This window comes from Nocardiopsis sp. FIRDI 009 (assembly GCF_003386285.1).
Lineage (GTDB): Bacteria > Actinomycetota > Actinomycetes > Streptosporangiales > Streptosporangiaceae > Nocardiopsis.
The window spans coordinates 317,568-333,509 of sequence record NZ_QPNC01000019.1 but is presented as its reverse complement, the minus strand read 5'-3'; the positions used below and the strand labels follow the sequence as shown (position 1 = coordinate 333,509).

The following is a 15,942-nucleotide window of genomic DNA, read 5'->3' as shown; positions in this document are numbered from 1 at the left end:
CCCCCGGCGCCCCTCCCACAGGGCGCCGGGAGGCGGCGGGACCCCCCTTCCACGAGGAGCACCGACTCATGCACACGGCATCACCAGCACTCGACGAAGCGCCCGCCAGGCGGCGCGGCGGCCCCCCGGTCTGGCGCCGCGACCGCTGGCGCGCACTGCCCATCCACCAGCAGCCCTCGTGGCCGGACCCGGCGCAACTGCGCGCCGTCCTGGGACAGCTCGCCACCCTGCCCGCCCTGACGGCGGTCGACGACGTCCGCCGCCTGGAGGCGTCCCTGGCCCGGGTGGCCGCCGGACAGGCGTTCCTCATCCAGGCCGGAGACTGCGCCGAACCGATGGACGCCACCGGGGTGGCGGCGGTGCGGGGCAAGCACCGGCTCATCGGAGGGATGGCCGAGACGGTCAGCGACCGCGCCGACCTGCCGACCGTGGCGGTCGGCCGGATCGGCGGACAGTTCGCCAAACCCCGCTCCAAACCCACCGAGATCGTCGACGACCGGGAACTGCCCGCCTTCCGCGGCCAGCTGATCAACGATCCGCGCCCCGACGAACGGTCGCGCACCCCCGACCCCCAACGGCTGCTGGCCGCCTACCGGGTCTCCCGCGCCGTGCTCAACGAACTGCACATCCTCGCCCACGAGCGGGCCACACACGAACTGGCCGACACCTGGCCCCACCCCCTGGCCCAGGACCCCCGGGAACCGGGACGAGGACTCCACCCGGTCGACCGGCCCTGGGACGGATCGCTGCGGTCGGTCATCGCCGGCTACGGCGAGACCCTGCGCACCAGCCGCGGCGGGTGGGCCCACACCGGACTGTGGACCAGCCACGAGTCCCTGGTCCTGGACTACGAGGAGCCGCTGGTGCGGCGCGACCCCCGCACCGGCGAGTGGTTCCTGCTGTCCACGCACATGCCCTGGATCGGGGAGCGCACCCGCGCCGTCGACGGGGCGCACGTGGAGTTCCACGCCGGTATCGCCAACCCGGTCGGCTGCAAGATCGGACCGAACACCACACCGGAGGAGATCGTCGCGCTGTGCGCCGCGCTGGACCCCAACCGGCGCCCCGGACGGCTCACCCTGATCTGCCGGATGGGAGCCGACCGGGTCCGTGACCGCCTGCCCGCGCTGGTCCGGGCCGTCCGCGACGCGGGCCACCACCTGGTGTGGGTCTGCGACCCCATGCACGGCAACACCGAAAAACTCGCGACCGGACGCAAGACCCGCCGGGTCGAGCGGGTCCTCCACGAGATCGAGTCCTTCTTCGCGGTGCTGCGCGAGGCGGGCGAGTGGCCGGGCGGCGTGCACCTGGAAGCGACCGACGACGACGTCACCGAATGCCTCGACACCGACGGGCCCGACGACGGAGTCACATCCGACGACGGATACCGGACCCTGTGCGACCCGCGGCTGAACGAGAAACAGGCACTGCGCGTGACAGAGACGGTCAGCCGGCTGGTCGCCCAAGGATGACCGCCCCACCCCACGGCCCGTCGCACCGCCGCGAGCGGCGCGCGGCCCAGGACTAGAGAGCTTGGGATGCGAACCCTCCTGATCGACAACCACGACTCCTACACCTACAACCTCTTCCAGCTCATCGCCGAGGTCAACGGCGAGGAACCGGTCGTCGTCACCAACGACTCACCCGAGGCCGACCGCCTGGACACCGACGACTTCGACAACATCGTCATCTCCCCCGGACCGGGACACCCCGGCCGCCCCCGGGACTTCGGCGCCTCGGCGCGGATCCTGGCCAACGCGTCCGTGCCCGTGCTCGGCGTCTGCCTGGGCCACCAGGGCATCGCCGTCGGCGAGGGCGCCCAGGTGGCACCCGCCCCACAGCCCCGCCACGGCTTCCTGACCGCGGTCACCCACACCGGCGACGACCTGTTCGCGGGAATCCCCCAGGGCTTCACGGCGGTCCGCTACCACTCGCTGGCCGTACCCGAACCGCTGCCGCCGACCCTCGAACCGATCGCCTGGGCCGAGGACGGCACGCTGATGGCGCTGCGCCACCGGCAGCGCCCGCTGTGGGGTGTCCAGTTCCACCCCGAGTCGATCGAGACCAGCCACGGACACCTGCTGCTGAGGAACTTCCGCGACCTGACGGCCACCCACCACGAGGGCCGGCGCCACGGCCGCCGCCCCGCCCCCGCCGAGGACGCCACCGCGCGGAGGGAGAGCCGACGCCACCTCCTGCACCTGCGGGTGGTCGAGTCGGCGGTGGACACCCAGGCCGTCTTCTCCCGCCTCTTCGCCGACTCCGACGTGCCCGCCTTCTGGCTCGACAGCGCGCACGTGGAACCGGGACTGTCGCGCTTCTCCTTCCTCGGGGACGCCAGCGGACCGCTCTCGGAGACGGTGCGGTACCGGGTCGAGGAGCAGGCGGTCGAGGTCGAGCGCCCCGGCGCCCCCGCCCGACGCGTGCCCGGCAGCGTCTTCGACTACCTCAAGAACGAACTGGCCCGACGCCGCGTCGACAGCCACGACCTGCCCTTCGACTTCACCTGCGGCTACGTCGGCTACTTCGGCTACGAACTCAAGGCCGACTGCGGGGCGGTCAACCGGCACCGGGCGCCCACCCCGGACTCCTGGTGGGTCTTCGCCGACCGTTTCGTGGCGGTCGACCACCTGCGGGACGCGACCTACCTGGTGGCGATGAGCGACGGCTCCGCCGAGCTCATCGGCCAGGCCACGGCGTGGCTGGACGCCACCGCGGCCGAGATCCAGACACTGGTCGGCGCCGCACCCGAACCCGCCGACACCGACACCGACCACGCGGCCGCCCCGTCCCCGGCGGAGATCGAGTCCCACCTGACCGTCGGCCGAGCCGACTACGAGGCCGCCGTCGCGGCCTGCCAGCGCAAACTCCACGAGGGCGAGAGCTACGAGATCTGCCTGACCACCTCGGCCTGGCTGCCCGCGGTCGAGGACGGCTACCGGTTCTACACCCGGCTGCGCGCGGCCAACCCGGCCCCCTACGGCGCCTACCTGCGCATGGGCCAGGACATGGAGATGGCGGGCTCCTCACCGGAGCGCTTCTTGACCGTCTCCCGCGACGGCGAGGTGGAGAGCAAACCGATCAAGGGCACCGTCCCCCGCGGCGCCACCCCCGCAGAGGACGCGCGACTGCGCGACTCACTGGCCGCCAGCGCCAAGACCCGCGCCGAGAACCTCATGATCGTCGACCTGCTCCGCAACGACCTGGGCCGGGTGTGCGAGGTGGGCAGCGTCCACGTTCCACGGCTCATGGCCACCGAGTCCTACGCCACGGTCCACCAGCTGGTGTCCACCATCCGCGGACGGCTGCGCCCGGGCGCCGACGCCATCGACTGCGTCCGCGCCTGCTTCCCCGGCGGGTCGATGACCGGCGCACCCAAGCTGCGGACCATGGAGATCATCGACGAACTGGAGACCGAGGCCCGCGGCGTCTACTCGGGCTCGGTGGGGTTCCTCTCCTGCAACGGAGCCGCCGACCTCAACATCGTCATCCGCACCGCCGTGCGGATCGGCGACCGGTGGCGGGTCGGCGCGGGCGGGGCCATCGTCCTGGACTCCGACCCCGCCGACGAGTACGACGAGATGCTGCTCAAGGCGTCCGCTCCGCTGCGCGCCTACCGGGCCGTCGAGGTGGTGCGGTGATGCGCGGACCCCACTCCACCGCCCCGAAGGGAGGGGACCGGTGAACATCGCCACCGAACTGCAGGAACTCGCCCAGGCGCGCTGGCCGCACCGCCCGGCCTTCCACGAGGGGGACCAGACCTGGACCCACGCCCAGGTGCACGACCTGGCGGCCCGCGCCGCCACCGTCCTGGCCGACCGGGGTGTGCGCCCCGGCGCCCGGGTCCTGGTCGCGGTCCCGGACGGGATCGCCTGGGTGACGGCGTTCCTGGCCACCGCCCGGCTGGGCGCCACCGCGGTGCTGACCAACCCCGCGCTGCCCGTCGCCGACCACGACTTCATCGTCGCCGACGCCGGCGTCTCCCACGTCGTGGCGGGGGAGGAGACCGCCGACCGGTTCGCGGGCCTGGAGACCCTGCGCGACGTCGAACTGGTCGCGGCGGCCCGGCGCGCCCCGGCCGGGTGGGCCCACCCGGTGGGCGCCGACACCCCGCTGTACATCCAGTACACCTCCGGCACCACCGGACGGCCCAAGGGTGTGGTGCACCGCCACACCGACCCGTCCTTCTACCACGCCGCGTTCGGGCGCGCCCGGCTGCGTCTGGGACCCCAGGACGTGACCCTGTCGGTGTCCAAGCTCTTCTTCGCCTACGGGTTCGGCAACGCGCTGGCCTTCCCCCTGTTCTCCGGCGGATCGGCGGTGCTCACCCCCGAGCGCCCCAGCCCCGGCCGGGTGGCCGAGCTGGTGCGCCGCCACGGCGTCACCGCCCTCTACGGCGTCCCCTCCTCCTACGCCCGACTGGTCGGCGACACCGACCCGGCCGACTTCGCCAGCCTGCGGGTGGCCGTCTCGGCGGGGGAGAAGCTGTCCCCCGCCTTCGGGGAACGCTTCACCGACTTCCTCGGCGTCCCCGTCCTGGACCAGCTCGGCTCCACCGAGGCCGGACACGCCATGTGCGCCAACGGCGTCGACGACAACGTCGCGGGCACCATCGGCACCCCGGTGCCGGGGTTCACCCTGCAGGTGCGCGACAAGCACGGCGCCGAGGTCGCCGTCGGCGAGGAGGGCGAGCTGTGGGCCCGCGGACCCAGCGTGATGCCCGGGTACCTCGGCCTGCCCGAGGAGACCGGACGAACCCTGGTCGAGGGCTGGCTGGCCACCCGCGACCGGGCCGTGCGCAACCCGGACGGCACCTACACGCACCTGGGGCGCACCGACGACCTGGAGATGGTCGGCGGGATCACCATGTCCCCGCTGGAGGTCGAGCAGGTCCTGGGCGAACACCCCGGCGTGCGCGACGTGGCGGTCGCCTCCATCCCCGACGAGCGCGGCGCCAGCCGACTGCGCGCCTTCGTCGTCGCCTCCCCCACCGCGCCCGAACCCCAGACCCTCACCACCGAGCTGCTCTCCCTGGCCGGCTCCCGCCTGGCCCCCTTCAAGGTGCCGCGCACCGTCGAACTGGTCGACGTGCTCCCACGCACCGCCACCGGAAAGATCCAGCGCTTCCGGGTCCGCCAGGGCACCTGGTGACCCGCCCCCGACGGTGACGCCCCCATCCACCCCCAACACCCCACAAGGACGGACATGCTCAACCGACTCCTGCCCGAACGCGCCTTCTACCTCGGCCAGCTGTTCGAGAACGCCGCGGCCAAGTTCGGCTCCACCCCGGTCACCCTCGACCAGCCGCTGGCCACCTTCCCCGAGCGCGGACGCGACCTGACCTACGCGGCCCTGGCCGACGTCGTCGACGACCTCGCCGCCCGACTGTGGGAGGCCGGGGTGCGCCCGGCCGAGCGGATCGCCGTCCACAAGAGCGCGAACTTCGACATCGCGCTGATCGCCTGCGCCGCCGCCAGGATCGGCGCCGTGCCCGTCACCCTCTCACCCGCGCTCAGCGGCCAGATCATCGACGAACTCCTGCGGCGGCTGGACCAGCCCTGGCTGGTCACCGACGCCGACAAGATCGACGGAGACCTGGCCGACCTGAACCTGGAGAAGCTGACCCGCCGGGTCCTGGTGGCCGGGACCCGCGAGCACCCCACCGGTCTGCTGCTGGCGGGCCTGGACGACGCTCCCCGCCGGGACCCGGTGCGCATGCACCCGAGCCAGCCCGCGCTGATCACCCACACCTCCGGCACCACGGGCGTGTCCAAGCTGATGGTCCACACCGCGCAGACCATCTTCCACCGCCTGCTGCCCCAGCAGATCATCGCCTGGCCCGTCCGGCGGCGCGAACGGGTCGCGCTGTGCATGTCCTTCGTGCACTCGCGCTTCTTCCACTCCCTGGGGGTGTTCCTCAACTACGGCAACCCGCTGGACATCCTGGTCGACCCCGACCCCGACGTCATCGGCCCCATCTTCACCCGCACCCGCCCCGGGCTGGTGGAGACCCACCCCAACAACTTCATCCAGTGGGAGGACCTGGTCGACGCCCCGGGCGCCCCGCTGGCCAGCGTCCGCTACTACAGCACGACCTTCGACGCCATCCACCCGCGGACCATCCAGCGGCTGCTGGGAGCCTCCCGACGCCGCAACCCGCTGATGGTGCAGCTGTACGGGCAGAGCGAGACCGGACCGATCTCGGGCTGGTGGTACACGCCGCGCAGCGCGCAGGAGACCGACGGACGGTGCGTGGGCTTCCCCCTGCCGGGCTTCATCAAGGTCAGGGCCGTGGGCGAGGACGGCAAACCGGTACGCCGGGGCGAGGCCGGGCACCTGGAGGTGCGCAGCCGCGGCCGGGTCCTGACCTACCTGGGCGAGGACGGACGCTACCGCTCCCAACTGAACGGATCGTGGTGGCGCCTGGGGGACATGGGCTACCTCAACCGGTGGGGGATGCTCTTCCTCATCGACCGCGACATCGACCAGATCGACAGCATCGACAGCAACCTCGAACTGGAGGACGTGCTGATGTCGAGCCTCGACGAACTCCTGGAGGTGGTGATCGTCAAGGGCCCCGACAACACCCCCGTCCCCATCGTCTGCACCCGCAAGGACGCACCCCTGGACCAGGACCGCTGGCGGAAGGCGGTCCAGGACATGCCGCCCATGGCCGACCCGCTGCACGTCCCCTTCACCGACCTGCCCCGCACCTCGACGTGGAAGGTCCAGCGCGTCCAGCTCACCCGCATGCTCGAGGAGGGCTCGCTGCGCACCGTGGACTCCCGGACCGCCGCCCGATGACCCGCCCCGGGCCGGAGCGGAACCCGCTCGCGGTCCCTTTCGTCCGCCGCGACCAGTTGCTGAGGAAGGGCACAGATGAGTAGTAGGCCAGACAGGGACGACCACCGCCCGGTCCTGGTCGTCGGAGCCGGTCCCGTCGGCCTGACGGCGGCCCTGGCCCTGCGCGGCGCCGGACTGCCGGTCACCGTGTTGGAGGCCCAGGCCGCCGACCGGGTGCGCCCCGGAAGCAGGGCGTTGTTCCTGCACCGGGAGTCCCTGGAGCTGTTGGAGAACATCCGCCCGGGGCTGCGGGACACCCTCACCAGCCACGGAATCGTCTGGACCACCAAACGCACCCTGTACCGGGGGCGCGAGGTCTTCCGCCGCTCCTACCCGCCGACCACCGGGCGAGGAGCGCACCCCTTCACCAGCCTCCGGCAGGTGGAGACGGAACGACACCTGATGCGCGAGTGCGTCCGGGCGGGGGTCGACTTCGCCTGGGAGTCCGAGGTCAGCGAGGTCGACGTCACCGGCGAGCGGGTGCGGCTGCGCACCACCTCCGGGCACGAGTGGACCGCGCGGTACGTGATCGCCGCCGACGGGGCCCGGTCGGGGGTGCGCAAGGCCCTGGGCATCCGCCTGGAGGGGGAGCGCTCCGAGGCCTTCCACGTGGTGGTGGACGTCCGCGACGACGGGGACGACGCCCTCCCCCTGGAACGGGTCTTCCACTACGAACACCCCGCCCTGGGCGGGCGCAGCCTGATGCGGGTCCCCTTCGCCGGAGGATTCCAGCTGGACCTGCAGTGCAAGGACGGCGACGACCCCGACGACTACGCCACCGAGGAGGCCGCCCGCCGCTGGACGGCGCGGGTCGTCCCCGAACGCTACGCCGACCGGTTGCTGTGGGTCTCGCGCTACCGGTTCCTCCAGGTGGTCGCCGAGACCTTCACCGACCCGCGGCGCCGAGTACTCCTGGTCGGCGAGTCCTGCCACCTGTTCCCGCCGTTCGGGGCACGCGGCCTCAACAGCGGGATCGCCGACGCGGTCGAGGCGGCCTCGGCCATCGCCCACGCGCTGGACGACCCGGCCGCCCACGAACGGGCCGTGGACCGCTTCGCCCGGCTGCGCCGCGAGGCGGCGCTGTTCAACAGCCGGGCAGCCGGAACCGCCCTGGCGCACCTGCGTCCGAGCAGCCCGATCGTCCGACTGCGGCAGGCGGCCGCCGCACGGCTGTCCCCCTTCGTCCCGGCATGCGGGGCCTGGCTGGAGAACTCCCCCTACGGGCCCCGCACCGGCGCGCTCACCAACACCAGCGGGCGGTACTGACCATGGCACAGGCCACCTCCACCCGCCTGTACTGGGACCCCGACGTCGGGCTGCGTCCGGGGGACACCCCCCGGACCGGGCTCCTGGCCGCCGACTCCTGGCTGGTGACCGACGGAACGGCCCGGGCCGTGGAACGCCACCGGGACCGCTTCGCGCGCGCCTGCGCCGCCGCGGGCGTGTCCCGGCTGACCACCGAGTGCTTCTGGCAGGACGCCCTGGCCGCGATCCCCCCACACGGCGACTGGTTCCCCCGCGCCGAACTGCACACCGACGGGCGGCTCGCCTTCCTGCTGCGGGCCGCCCCGCCACGCGGCACCAGCCTGCGCGTCCTGGTCTGGTCCGGACCCGACCCGCGAACCCGGCCCCGGGTCAAGGGACCGGACCTGGAGCGGCTGGCCGGCGTCCGACAGCGGGCGGTGCGCGCCGGAGCCGACGAGGCCCTGCTGTGCACCGACTCCGACCTGCTCATGGAGTCGACCACCAGCGCCCTGCTGTGGTGGGAGGGCGACACCCTGTGCCTGCCCTCCCAACGGCTGCGGGTCCTGCCCAGCGTCACCGCCGCGCTCCTGGTGGAACGGGCACGCGAACTGGGCATCCGGGTCCGCCAGCGGCACGCCCGCCTCCAGGCCCTCGACGGGCGCGAAACCTGGCTGGTCAACGCCCTGCACGGCATCCGCGCCGTCACGGAGTGGACCGGCTCCCGCGTCCGGCCCGGCGCCGCCGAACGCGCCCCGGCCTGGCGCGCCCACCTCGAATCCCTCCGGCTCCCCCTGACCGGCCGGCCTGATCCCCACACCCCCCGGTGACACCTTCGCGCACGTTCGCCACGCACACATCGATTTGGAGGTCCACGGTGAACCAGACGGACGCGATGATCAGCGCACGCCCCGCCGTCGCGATCACGGGTGCCGGTCCACGCGACCGGTCGGCCCGCCAGGGGCCGGGGACCACCCCCACCACGAAAAGTGTCCGACACCACACAAGCGCGACACACACCCAGAACCACCTGGGAGAACGCGCTTCTCACCGAGGTCAGACCCCTCGGGTGAGCCGACTGTTTCCCGCGTGTTACGACGCGACACCTCCAGGCAACGCGCGCTTCCTACCTTCGGTTTCGTCAGTACCCGTCGAGTAGGAAGGCCTGGTCGTGGCCCCCGAGACCAGCTCACCAAGCCAGCGCACCGGACGGTCCTGGATCACCCACTGGGAACCCGAGGACCCCACCTTCTGGCAGGAGACCGGCCGACCCATCGCCAAGCGCAACCTGTGGGCGTCGATCCTGTCCGAGCACATCGGATTCTCCATCTGGAGCATCTGGTCCGTGCTCGCCCTGTTCATGACCCCCGCCGCCGGCTTCGACTGGGCACCCGAACAGAAGTTCCTGCTCGTCTCGCTCGTCGCCCTGGTCGGCGCGATCCTGCGTGTGCCCTACACCCTGGCCGTGCCGATCTTCGGCGGACGCAACTGGACGATCATCTCCGCGTCCCTGCTGCTCATCCCCACCGCGTTGGCCTTCTACCTCATCCAGAACCCCGACACCCCCTACTGGCTGTTCCTGGTCCTGGGCGCCACCGCGGGCGTCGGCGGCGGAAACTTCTCCTCCTCCATGGCCAACATCAACTTCTACTTCCCCGAGAAGGAGAAGGGCTGGGCGCTCGGCCTGAACGCGGGCGGCGGCAACATCGGCGTGGCCACCGTCCAACTCGTCGGCCTGGCCGTCATCGCCCTGTTCACCGCCACCTCCGGACACCTGATCCCGCTGTTCTACGCCCCGTTCATCCTGCTGGCCATCTGGGTCGCCATCCGGAGCATGAACAACCTCACCAGCGCCCGCACCGACGTGTCCGCCCAGATCGCCGCCACCCGCGACCGGCACTTCTGGATCATGTCCTTCCTCTACATCGGCACGTTCGGCTCCTTCATCGGCTTCGGGTTCGCCTTCGGCCTGCTGCTGCAGAACCAGTTCGGGCTGTCCCCCCTCCAGGCGGCCTCGGTCACCTTCCTCGGCCCGGCCATCGGCTCCCTCATCCGCCCCGTCGGCGGAAAGATGGCCGACCGCCTCGGCGGCGCCCGCGTCACCCTGTGGAACTTCATCGCGATGGTGATCACCACCGGCCTGGCCGTCGCCTCCATCCAGACCGACAACCTGATCCTGTTCATCGGCGTCTTCGCGGTCGTGTTCGTCCTGACCGGCATCGGCAACGGCTCGGTGTACAAGATGATCCCCTCCATCTACGCGGCCAAGGCCCAAAGCGCCATCTCCGCGGGCACCCCGGCCGAGGAGGCCCACTCCTACAACAAGCGCATCGCCAGCTCGATGCTCGGCCTCATCGGCGCCATGGGCGCCTTCGGCGGCGTCGCCATCAACCTCGTCTTCCGCGAGTCCTTCCGCGCCACCGAGTCGGCGGCCCCCGGCCTCGTCGCCTTCCTGGTCTTCTACGCCGTGTGCGCCGTGGTCACCTACACCGTCTACATGCGCACACCCACCACCGCGACCCCCGCCCCGACCCAGGCCACCGGCACCACGGAGACCATCGCACGATGACCCCAGGCCAGAGCACCACGACCCACTGCCCCTACTGCGCGCTCCAGTGCGCCATGCACCTGGACACCGGACCGGACGGACACCTGACCGCCCGCCCGGCGCCCTTCCCCACCAACCGGGGCGGGCTGTGCCGCAAGGGCTGGACCTCCACCGAGGTCCTCACCGTCCCCGACCGCCTCACCCGGCCCCTGATGCGCAAGGACCGGGACGCCCCACTCACCGAGGTGGACTGGGACACGGCGCTGGACCACGTCGCCGCACGCCTGAACGCGCTGCGCGCCGAGTCCGGCCCCGACGCGGTCGCGGTGTTCGGCAGCGGTGGCCTGACCAACGAGAAGTCCTACACCCTGGGCAAGTTCGCCCGACTGGCGCTGGGCACCTCACAGATCGACTACAACGGCCGGTTCTGCATGTCCGCGGCCGCGGCCGCGGGCAACAGGGCCTTCGGCCTGGACCGGGGCATGCCCTTCCCCCTCACCGACGTGGCCGAGGCCGAGGTCGTCCTCCTGGCGGGCGCCAACCCCGCCGAGACCATGCCACCGATGATGGGGCACCTGTCCGCGCCCACGCTCATCGTGATCGACCCACGCCAGTCGGGCACCGCCCAGGCCGCCCTCGACAACGGGGGCATGCACCTGGCCCCCCGACCCGGCACCGACCTGGCCCTGGCCCTGGGACTGCTGCACGCCGTCCACGTCCAGGGCTGGACCGACACCGACTACCTCCACGCCCGCACCCACGGCTTCGACGACGCCTGGCGGCACGCCGCCGCCTGGTGGCCCGAACGCACCGAACAGGTCACCGGCGTGTCGGCCACCCAACTGCGCCGGGCCGCCGACCTGCTCGGCCGGGCCGCCCGCAACCGGTCCGCCTACGTCCTGACCGGCCGCGGCACCGAACAACACGCCAAGGGCACCGACACCGTCTCGGCCTGGATCAACCTCTCCCTCGCCCTGGGCCTGCCCGGCCGCCGCGGCTCCGGATACGGATGCATCACCGGCCAGGGCAACGGCCAGGGCGGCCGCGAACACGGCCAAAAGGCCGACCAACTCCCCGGCTACCGCAGAATCGACGACCCCGCCGCCCGCGACCACGTCGCCTCCGTGTGGGGCGTGGACCCCGCCACCCTGCCCGGCCCCGGCCGCAGCGCCTTCGAACTCCTCGACGCCCTGGGCACCGACAGCGGACCGCGCGCCATGCTCCTGTTCGGCTCCAACCCCGTCGTCTCCGCCCCCGACGCCGACCGCGTCCGCGACCGCCTGGCCTCCCTCGACCTGCTCGTGGCCGCCGACTTCGTCCTGTCCGAGACCGCCGCCATGGCCGACGTCGTCCTGCCCGTCGCCCAGTGGGCCGAGGAGTCGGGCACCATGACCAACCTCGAAGGCCGTATCCTGCGCCGCGCCAAGGCCACCGAACCCCCCCAGGGCGTACGCACCGACCTGCAGGTCCTGGCCGACCTGGCCACCCGCCTGGGCCAGCCCGCCGAACGCTTCCCCACCGACCCCGACACCGTCCTGGCCGAACTCGGCCGCGCCTCCGCCGGGGGAGCGGCCGACTACTCCGGCGCCACCCCCGACCGCCTGGCCGCCGGCGAGGCCCTCCACTGGCCCGTGCGCCCCGACAGCGCGCCCACCCCCCGCCTGTTCCTGGACTCCTTCGCCCACCCCGACGGCCGCGCCCGCCTGATCCCCGTCGCCCACCGCCCGCCCGCGGAGACCACCGACGCCGACTACCCGCTCATCGCCACCACCGGACGGCTCATGGGCCACTACCAGTCCGGCGCCCAGACCCGCCGCGTCCCCGAACTCACCGACGCCGAACCCGAGGCCTACGTCGAGGTCCACCCCGACACCGCCGCCCGCGTCGGCCTCGCCCACGGCGACTGGGCCCGCCTGACCTCCCGCCGCGGCCACACCCGCGCCCGCGTGCGCCTCACCCCCACCGCACGCCTGGACACCGTGTTCGTGCCCTTCCACTTCGCCGCCGACCAGGCCGCCAACAACATCACCAACCCCGCGCTGGACCCCACCAGCCGCATGCCCGAGTTCAAGGTCAGCGCCGTGCGCCTGGACCCCGAACCCACCCCGTGACCACCCCACCCGCACACCCCGGCCCACGCCGCCCGGGAACCCACACCACCACCAGGAGGCCGCAGATGAGCACCACGCAGGGACCGCCCCCGCGTCAGATCGTGGTCGTCGGCAACGGGATGGTCGGCGCCCGCTTCGCCGAGGAGGTCGCCCGCCTGGACCCGGCCGGCGAACGCGTCCACGTCACCGTGGTCGGCGCCGAGGACGAGGCCGCCTATAACCGCGTCCTGCTCTCCGGCGTGGTCGCGGGCTCCTACACCACCGACCAGATCCGCCTGCCCGTCCCCGACACCCCGGGCGTCACCGTGCGCACCGGCGTGGCCGCCACCGCCCTGGACACCGAACGGCGCCGCCTGACCCTGGCCGACGGCACCCACCTGCCCTATGACGAACTCGTCCTGGCCACCGGCGCCCGCGCCGCCTTCCCCCCCATCACCGGGGTGGCCGCCCCCGACGGCCGCCCCGGCGAGGGCGTCACCGCCCTGCGCGACCTGGCCGACTGCCAACGCCTGCTGTCCCTGGCCCGCCCCGGAGCTCCCGTGGTCGTCCTGGGCGGCGGCGTGCTGGGCCTGGAGGCCGCCCGCGGGCTGGTCGGCCGCGGCATGCGCGTGTCGGTCGTGGAGTCCTCGCCCTGGATCATGCGCCGCCAGATCGACCAACCCGCCGCCCGCATCCTGGCCGCCCAGTACGCCGCCCTCGGCGTCACCGTACACTCCTGGCGGGTCGCCTCCCGCTGGGTGCCCGGCACCGGCCTGGAACTGGACGACGGACGCGTCCTGTCCGGCGACGCCCTGGTGGTCACCGCCGGGGTGCGAGGCAACATCGAACTGGCCAAGGACGCGGGAATCGAGGTCGAACACGGCATCCTGGTCGACGACACCCTGACCACCTCCGAGGCGCGCGTACACGCCATCGGCGACTGCGCCCAGCACCCCGGCGGCGGAGCCGGGCTGGTCCAACCCGGATGGGAACAGGCGTCCGTGCTCGCCCAGCGGCTCACCGGGACCGCGCCCCAGGCCACCTACACCGGCTCCAGCCCGCTGACCCGCCTGAAGGCCGACGGCATCGAACTGACCGCCTTCGGCCGCGTCCACGACGACGAGGACGCCGAGGGACTGGAGACGGTGACCGTCAGCGACCCGCACGGCGGACGCTACGCCAAACTCGTGGTCAGCGACGAACGCGTGGTCGGCGCCGTCCTGCTGGGCTTCCCCGAGGCCGCCGCCACCGTGTCCCAACTCTTCGACACCGGCGCCCCCGTACCCGCAGACCGACTCGCCCTGGTCCAGGGCCTGCCCACGGCCGCCCCCGAGACCGGCTCCGAGAACGGCCAGCGGGCCCTGGTGTGCCGGTGCAACGCCGTCACCCGCGAGACCATCGAACAGGCCTGGCTGGACGGGGCCCGCACCCGCGAGGCCATCGCCGACACCACCCGCGCCACCACCGGATGCGGCGGTTGCGTACGCGACGTCAACGCCCTGCTGTCCGGGCTCGCCGACACCGACACCGCGGGCGTCGGCTGACCGGGGCCGCTCCGCTCGCCGCGAGGCCATGGCGGCGAGCGGAGCGGCTCATTCCACCCACCACACCAACAGCGGAACCGCCCCCAGCACGACGACGGCCGCCAGCGCCACCACCCACCAGCGGTCCCGCCAGATCCACCCCGCCACGAGGGCGGGCAGCGGCGCCAGCGCGAGACCGAACATCTGCCGCACCGGGACCGGAGCGACGAAGGTCTCCCGCTGCTCCTCACACGCCCCGGTCGCCCACCCGCCCGGACCCGGGACGTACCCCCGCACACCTCCGGTTCGCTGGCGTCCACGACGAGCATCAGGCCCGCGAGCAGGGCGGCGGGCACGACGGGAAAGCTCAACAGACCCAGAAGAACCCGCCTGACGATCCGTCCGGCGCGCCCTCCACCCGGGCCGGGGTGAGGGGGAGGGGACGCCGAGGGCGCGGGGGAGTGTTGGGAGGCAGAGGTCATGGTCGTGCACCCCAACCAAGCGCCGGGCGCACCGCACCCGCCCACAGCCGGACACCCCTACTCGCCGACCCGGCCGTCGATGCGCTCACGCAGCAGGTCGGCGTGCCCGTTGTGGCGCGCGTACTCCTCCACCATGTGCATCAGCACCTCACGCAGCGACATGGGCCCGTGCCGGTCGATCTCGAACGTCTCGCCCAGCGACGCCGTGCGGGCCACGAAGTCGTCGGTGAAGGCGACCTCCTCACGCCAGAGCCGCCAGGCCTCCTCCACCACCGCCGGGTCGGCGACCGCCCCGTCGAACTCGGCGTCGGGCTCCTCGGGCGTGCAGAACAGCCGCGGCAGGTCCGATCCCGACAACCGGAGCCGGAACCAGGCCCGCTCCACCTCGGCCATGTGACGCACCAGTCCCAGCAGCGACATGGTGGAGGGCTCCACCGCCCGGCACGCCAACTGCTCGGCGTCCAGCCCCTCGCACTTGATCTGCAGCGTCAGCCGTTGGTCCCGAAGGAACCGCATCAGGGTGGTGCGCTCGTCGCCCAGCCGCGGCCCGTCCATCCGCGGATCGTTTCGGGGGTCCAGGAACATGTCCGCGCGTTTGCTCAGTCTGCCCATGACCGCGATTCTCGCCCATCCGCCCCCGCCGCGGACAGCCCCCCACCCGCCCGGGGCGGCGTCCGCCTCCGCGCGCCCTCGGGTCCGCGCCGCTAGCGCACCGCCAGCGCCACCGCCGAACACACCAGGGCCAGCACCGACAGCAGCGTGCGCACGTGGTTCCACCGCACCCACGCCGTCTCGAAGGCGCCGCGCACCGCCGCCGGGTCGTCCACGCCCGCCACCGGCCCCGCCGCCTCCAACGCGTTGTTCCTGGGGACGTTGAAGGCGAACGTGACCAGGACGACGGCCAGCAGGGCCGCCAGGGACACCGAGGACCACACCGTCGTCATCCCCGCGCCCACGGCGGCGTCCCGCGTGGCCGTGGCCAGCGCCGCCACCGGAGCACCAAGGAAGACCAGGGCGAACAGCGGGTTGAGGATCGCGACGTTGACCCCCTGCATGGCCTCGATCACCGTCCGGTCGCCCGCACCCCGCAACCCCGGCATCACCGCCACCGAGAACGCGAAGAACAGCCCGGCGAACAACCCGGTCAGCACCACCGACAGCACCGGCACGACCACGAACACCGACTGCACCATCCATCACCCCACCATCGTCGA

The 15,942-nt window shown here is 72.8% G+C and carries 12 protein-coding genes; 9 read left to right on the top strand and 3 right to left on the bottom strand.

Going from position 1 to position 15,942, the window contains the following annotated elements; translation table 11 throughout:
• Positions 1-68: 68 nt before the first annotated feature.
• The 9 genes from DVR05_RS17640 (at position 69) to DVR05_RS17600 (ending at position 14,267) form a co-directional block, all read left to right on the top strand.
• A complete protein-coding gene (locus tag DVR05_RS17640; protein ID WP_116246976.1) occupies positions 69-1,472 on the top strand; it encodes a 3-deoxy-7-phosphoheptulonate synthase class II in 1,404 nt (467 codons plus the stop codon).
• Positions 1,473-1,538: 66 nt separating this feature from the next.
• The gene (gene pabB, locus DVR05_RS17635) at positions 1,539-3,641 is read left to right on the top strand and encodes an aminodeoxychorismate synthase component I (RefSeq protein WP_116246975.1); all 2,103 of its coding nucleotides are present in this window, start codon (positions 1,539-1,541) and stop codon (positions 3,639-3,641) included.
• A 40-nt stretch (positions 3,642-3,681) separates the two neighbouring features.
• Positions 3,682-5,151 carry an AMP-binding protein gene (locus DVR05_RS17630; RefSeq protein WP_116246974.1) on the top strand — a complete coding sequence of 490 codons (1,470 nt, stop codon included), beginning with the start codon at positions 3,682-3,684 and terminating at the stop codon, positions 5,149-5,151.
• Positions 5,152-5,205: 54 nt separating this feature from the next.
• Positions 5,206-6,804 (top strand): class I adenylate-forming enzyme family protein, encoded by a 1,599-nt coding sequence (locus tag DVR05_RS17625; RefSeq protein WP_116246973.1) that lies wholly within the window; start codon positions 5,206-5,208, stop codon positions 6,802-6,804.
• Positions 6,805-6,879: 75 nt separating this feature from the next.
• The gene (locus DVR05_RS17620; protein ID WP_116246972.1) at positions 6,880-8,109 is read left to right on the top strand and encodes an NAD(P)/FAD-dependent oxidoreductase; all 1,230 of its coding nucleotides are present in this window, start codon (positions 6,880-6,882) and stop codon (positions 8,107-8,109) included.
• Between the two features lie 2 nt (positions 8,110-8,111).
• Complete coding sequence (locus DVR05_RS17615) at positions 8,112-8,915, top strand: aminotransferase class IV (RefSeq protein ID WP_116246971.1); 804 nt, start codon at positions 8,112-8,114, stop codon at positions 8,913-8,915.
• Positions 8,916-9,256: 341 nt separating this feature from the next.
• Positions 9,257-10,654, top strand: coding sequence for an MFS transporter (locus DVR05_RS17610; RefSeq protein WP_116246970.1), 1,398 nt, complete (start codon positions 9,257-9,259; stop codon positions 10,652-10,654).
• On the top strand, positions 10,651-12,744 hold the full coding sequence (locus DVR05_RS17605; protein ID WP_116246969.1) for a molybdopterin oxidoreductase family protein: 2,094 nt from the start codon (positions 10,651-10,653) through the stop codon (positions 12,742-12,744). The genes DVR05_RS17610 and DVR05_RS17605 overlap by 4 nt, the downstream gene beginning before the upstream one ends.
• Positions 12,745-12,809: 65 nt before the next feature.
• Positions 12,810-14,267, top strand: coding sequence for an FAD-dependent oxidoreductase (locus DVR05_RS17600; RefSeq protein ID WP_116246968.1), 1,458 nt, complete (start codon positions 12,810-12,812; stop codon positions 14,265-14,267).
• A gap of 48 nt (positions 14,268-14,315) precedes the next feature.
• On the opposite strand, the gene DVR05_RS17595 is transcribed toward DVR05_RS17600, so the two are convergent.
• The 3 genes from DVR05_RS17595 to DVR05_RS17585 all read right to left on the bottom strand — a co-directional run bounded on the left by DVR05_RS17595 (position 14,316) and on the right by DVR05_RS17585 (position 15,921).
• Complete coding sequence (locus DVR05_RS17595; RefSeq protein WP_116246967.1) at positions 14,316-14,543, bottom strand: hypothetical protein; 228 nt, start codon at positions 14,541-14,543, stop codon at positions 14,316-14,318.
• 242 nt (positions 14,544-14,785) lie between these two features.
• On the bottom strand, positions 14,786-15,340 hold the full coding sequence (locus DVR05_RS17590; protein WP_232832194.1) for a DinB family protein: 555 nt from the start codon (positions 15,338-15,340) through the stop codon (positions 14,786-14,788).
• A 92-nt stretch (positions 15,341-15,432) separates the two neighbouring features.
• Positions 15,433-15,921, bottom strand: coding sequence for a DUF1772 domain-containing protein (locus DVR05_RS17585; protein WP_116246966.1), 489 nt, complete (start codon positions 15,919-15,921; stop codon positions 15,433-15,435).
• Positions 15,922-15,942 lie beyond the last annotated feature (21 nt).

Bases quoted from the DNA above. Each gene is read 5' to 3' on its own strand.
- DVR05_RS17620 (WP_116246972.1), top strand. From the start codon at position 6,880: ATGAGTAGTAGGCCAGACAGGGACGACCACCGCCCGGTCCTGGTCGTC.
- DVR05_RS17640 (WP_116246976.1), top strand. From the start codon at position 69: ATGCACACGGCATCACCAGCACTCGACGAAGCGCCCGCCAGGCGGCGC.
- DVR05_RS17600 (WP_116246968.1), top strand. From the start codon at position 12,810: ATGAGCACCACGCAGGGACCGCCCCCGCGTCAGATCGTGGTCGTCGGC.
- DVR05_RS17590 (WP_232832194.1), bottom strand. From the start codon at position 15,340: ATGGGCAGACTGAGCAAACGCGCGGACATGTTCCTGGACCCCCGAAAC.
- DVR05_RS17625 (WP_116246973.1), top strand. From the start codon at position 5,206: ATGCTCAACCGACTCCTGCCCGAACGCGCCTTCTACCTCGGCCAGCTG.
- DVR05_RS17615 (WP_116246971.1), top strand. From the start codon at position 8,112: ATGGCACAGGCCACCTCCACCCGCCTGTACTGGGACCCCGACGTCGGG.
- pabB (WP_116246975.1), top strand. From the start codon at position 1,539: ATGCGAACCCTCCTGATCGACAACCACGACTCCTACACCTACAACCTC.
- DVR05_RS17605 (WP_116246969.1), top strand. From the start codon at position 10,651: ATGACCCCAGGCCAGAGCACCACGACCCACTGCCCCTACTGCGCGCTC.
- DVR05_RS17585 (WP_116246966.1), bottom strand. From the start codon at position 15,921: ATGGTGCAGTCGGTGTTCGTGGTCGTGCCGGTGCTGTCGGTGGTGCTG.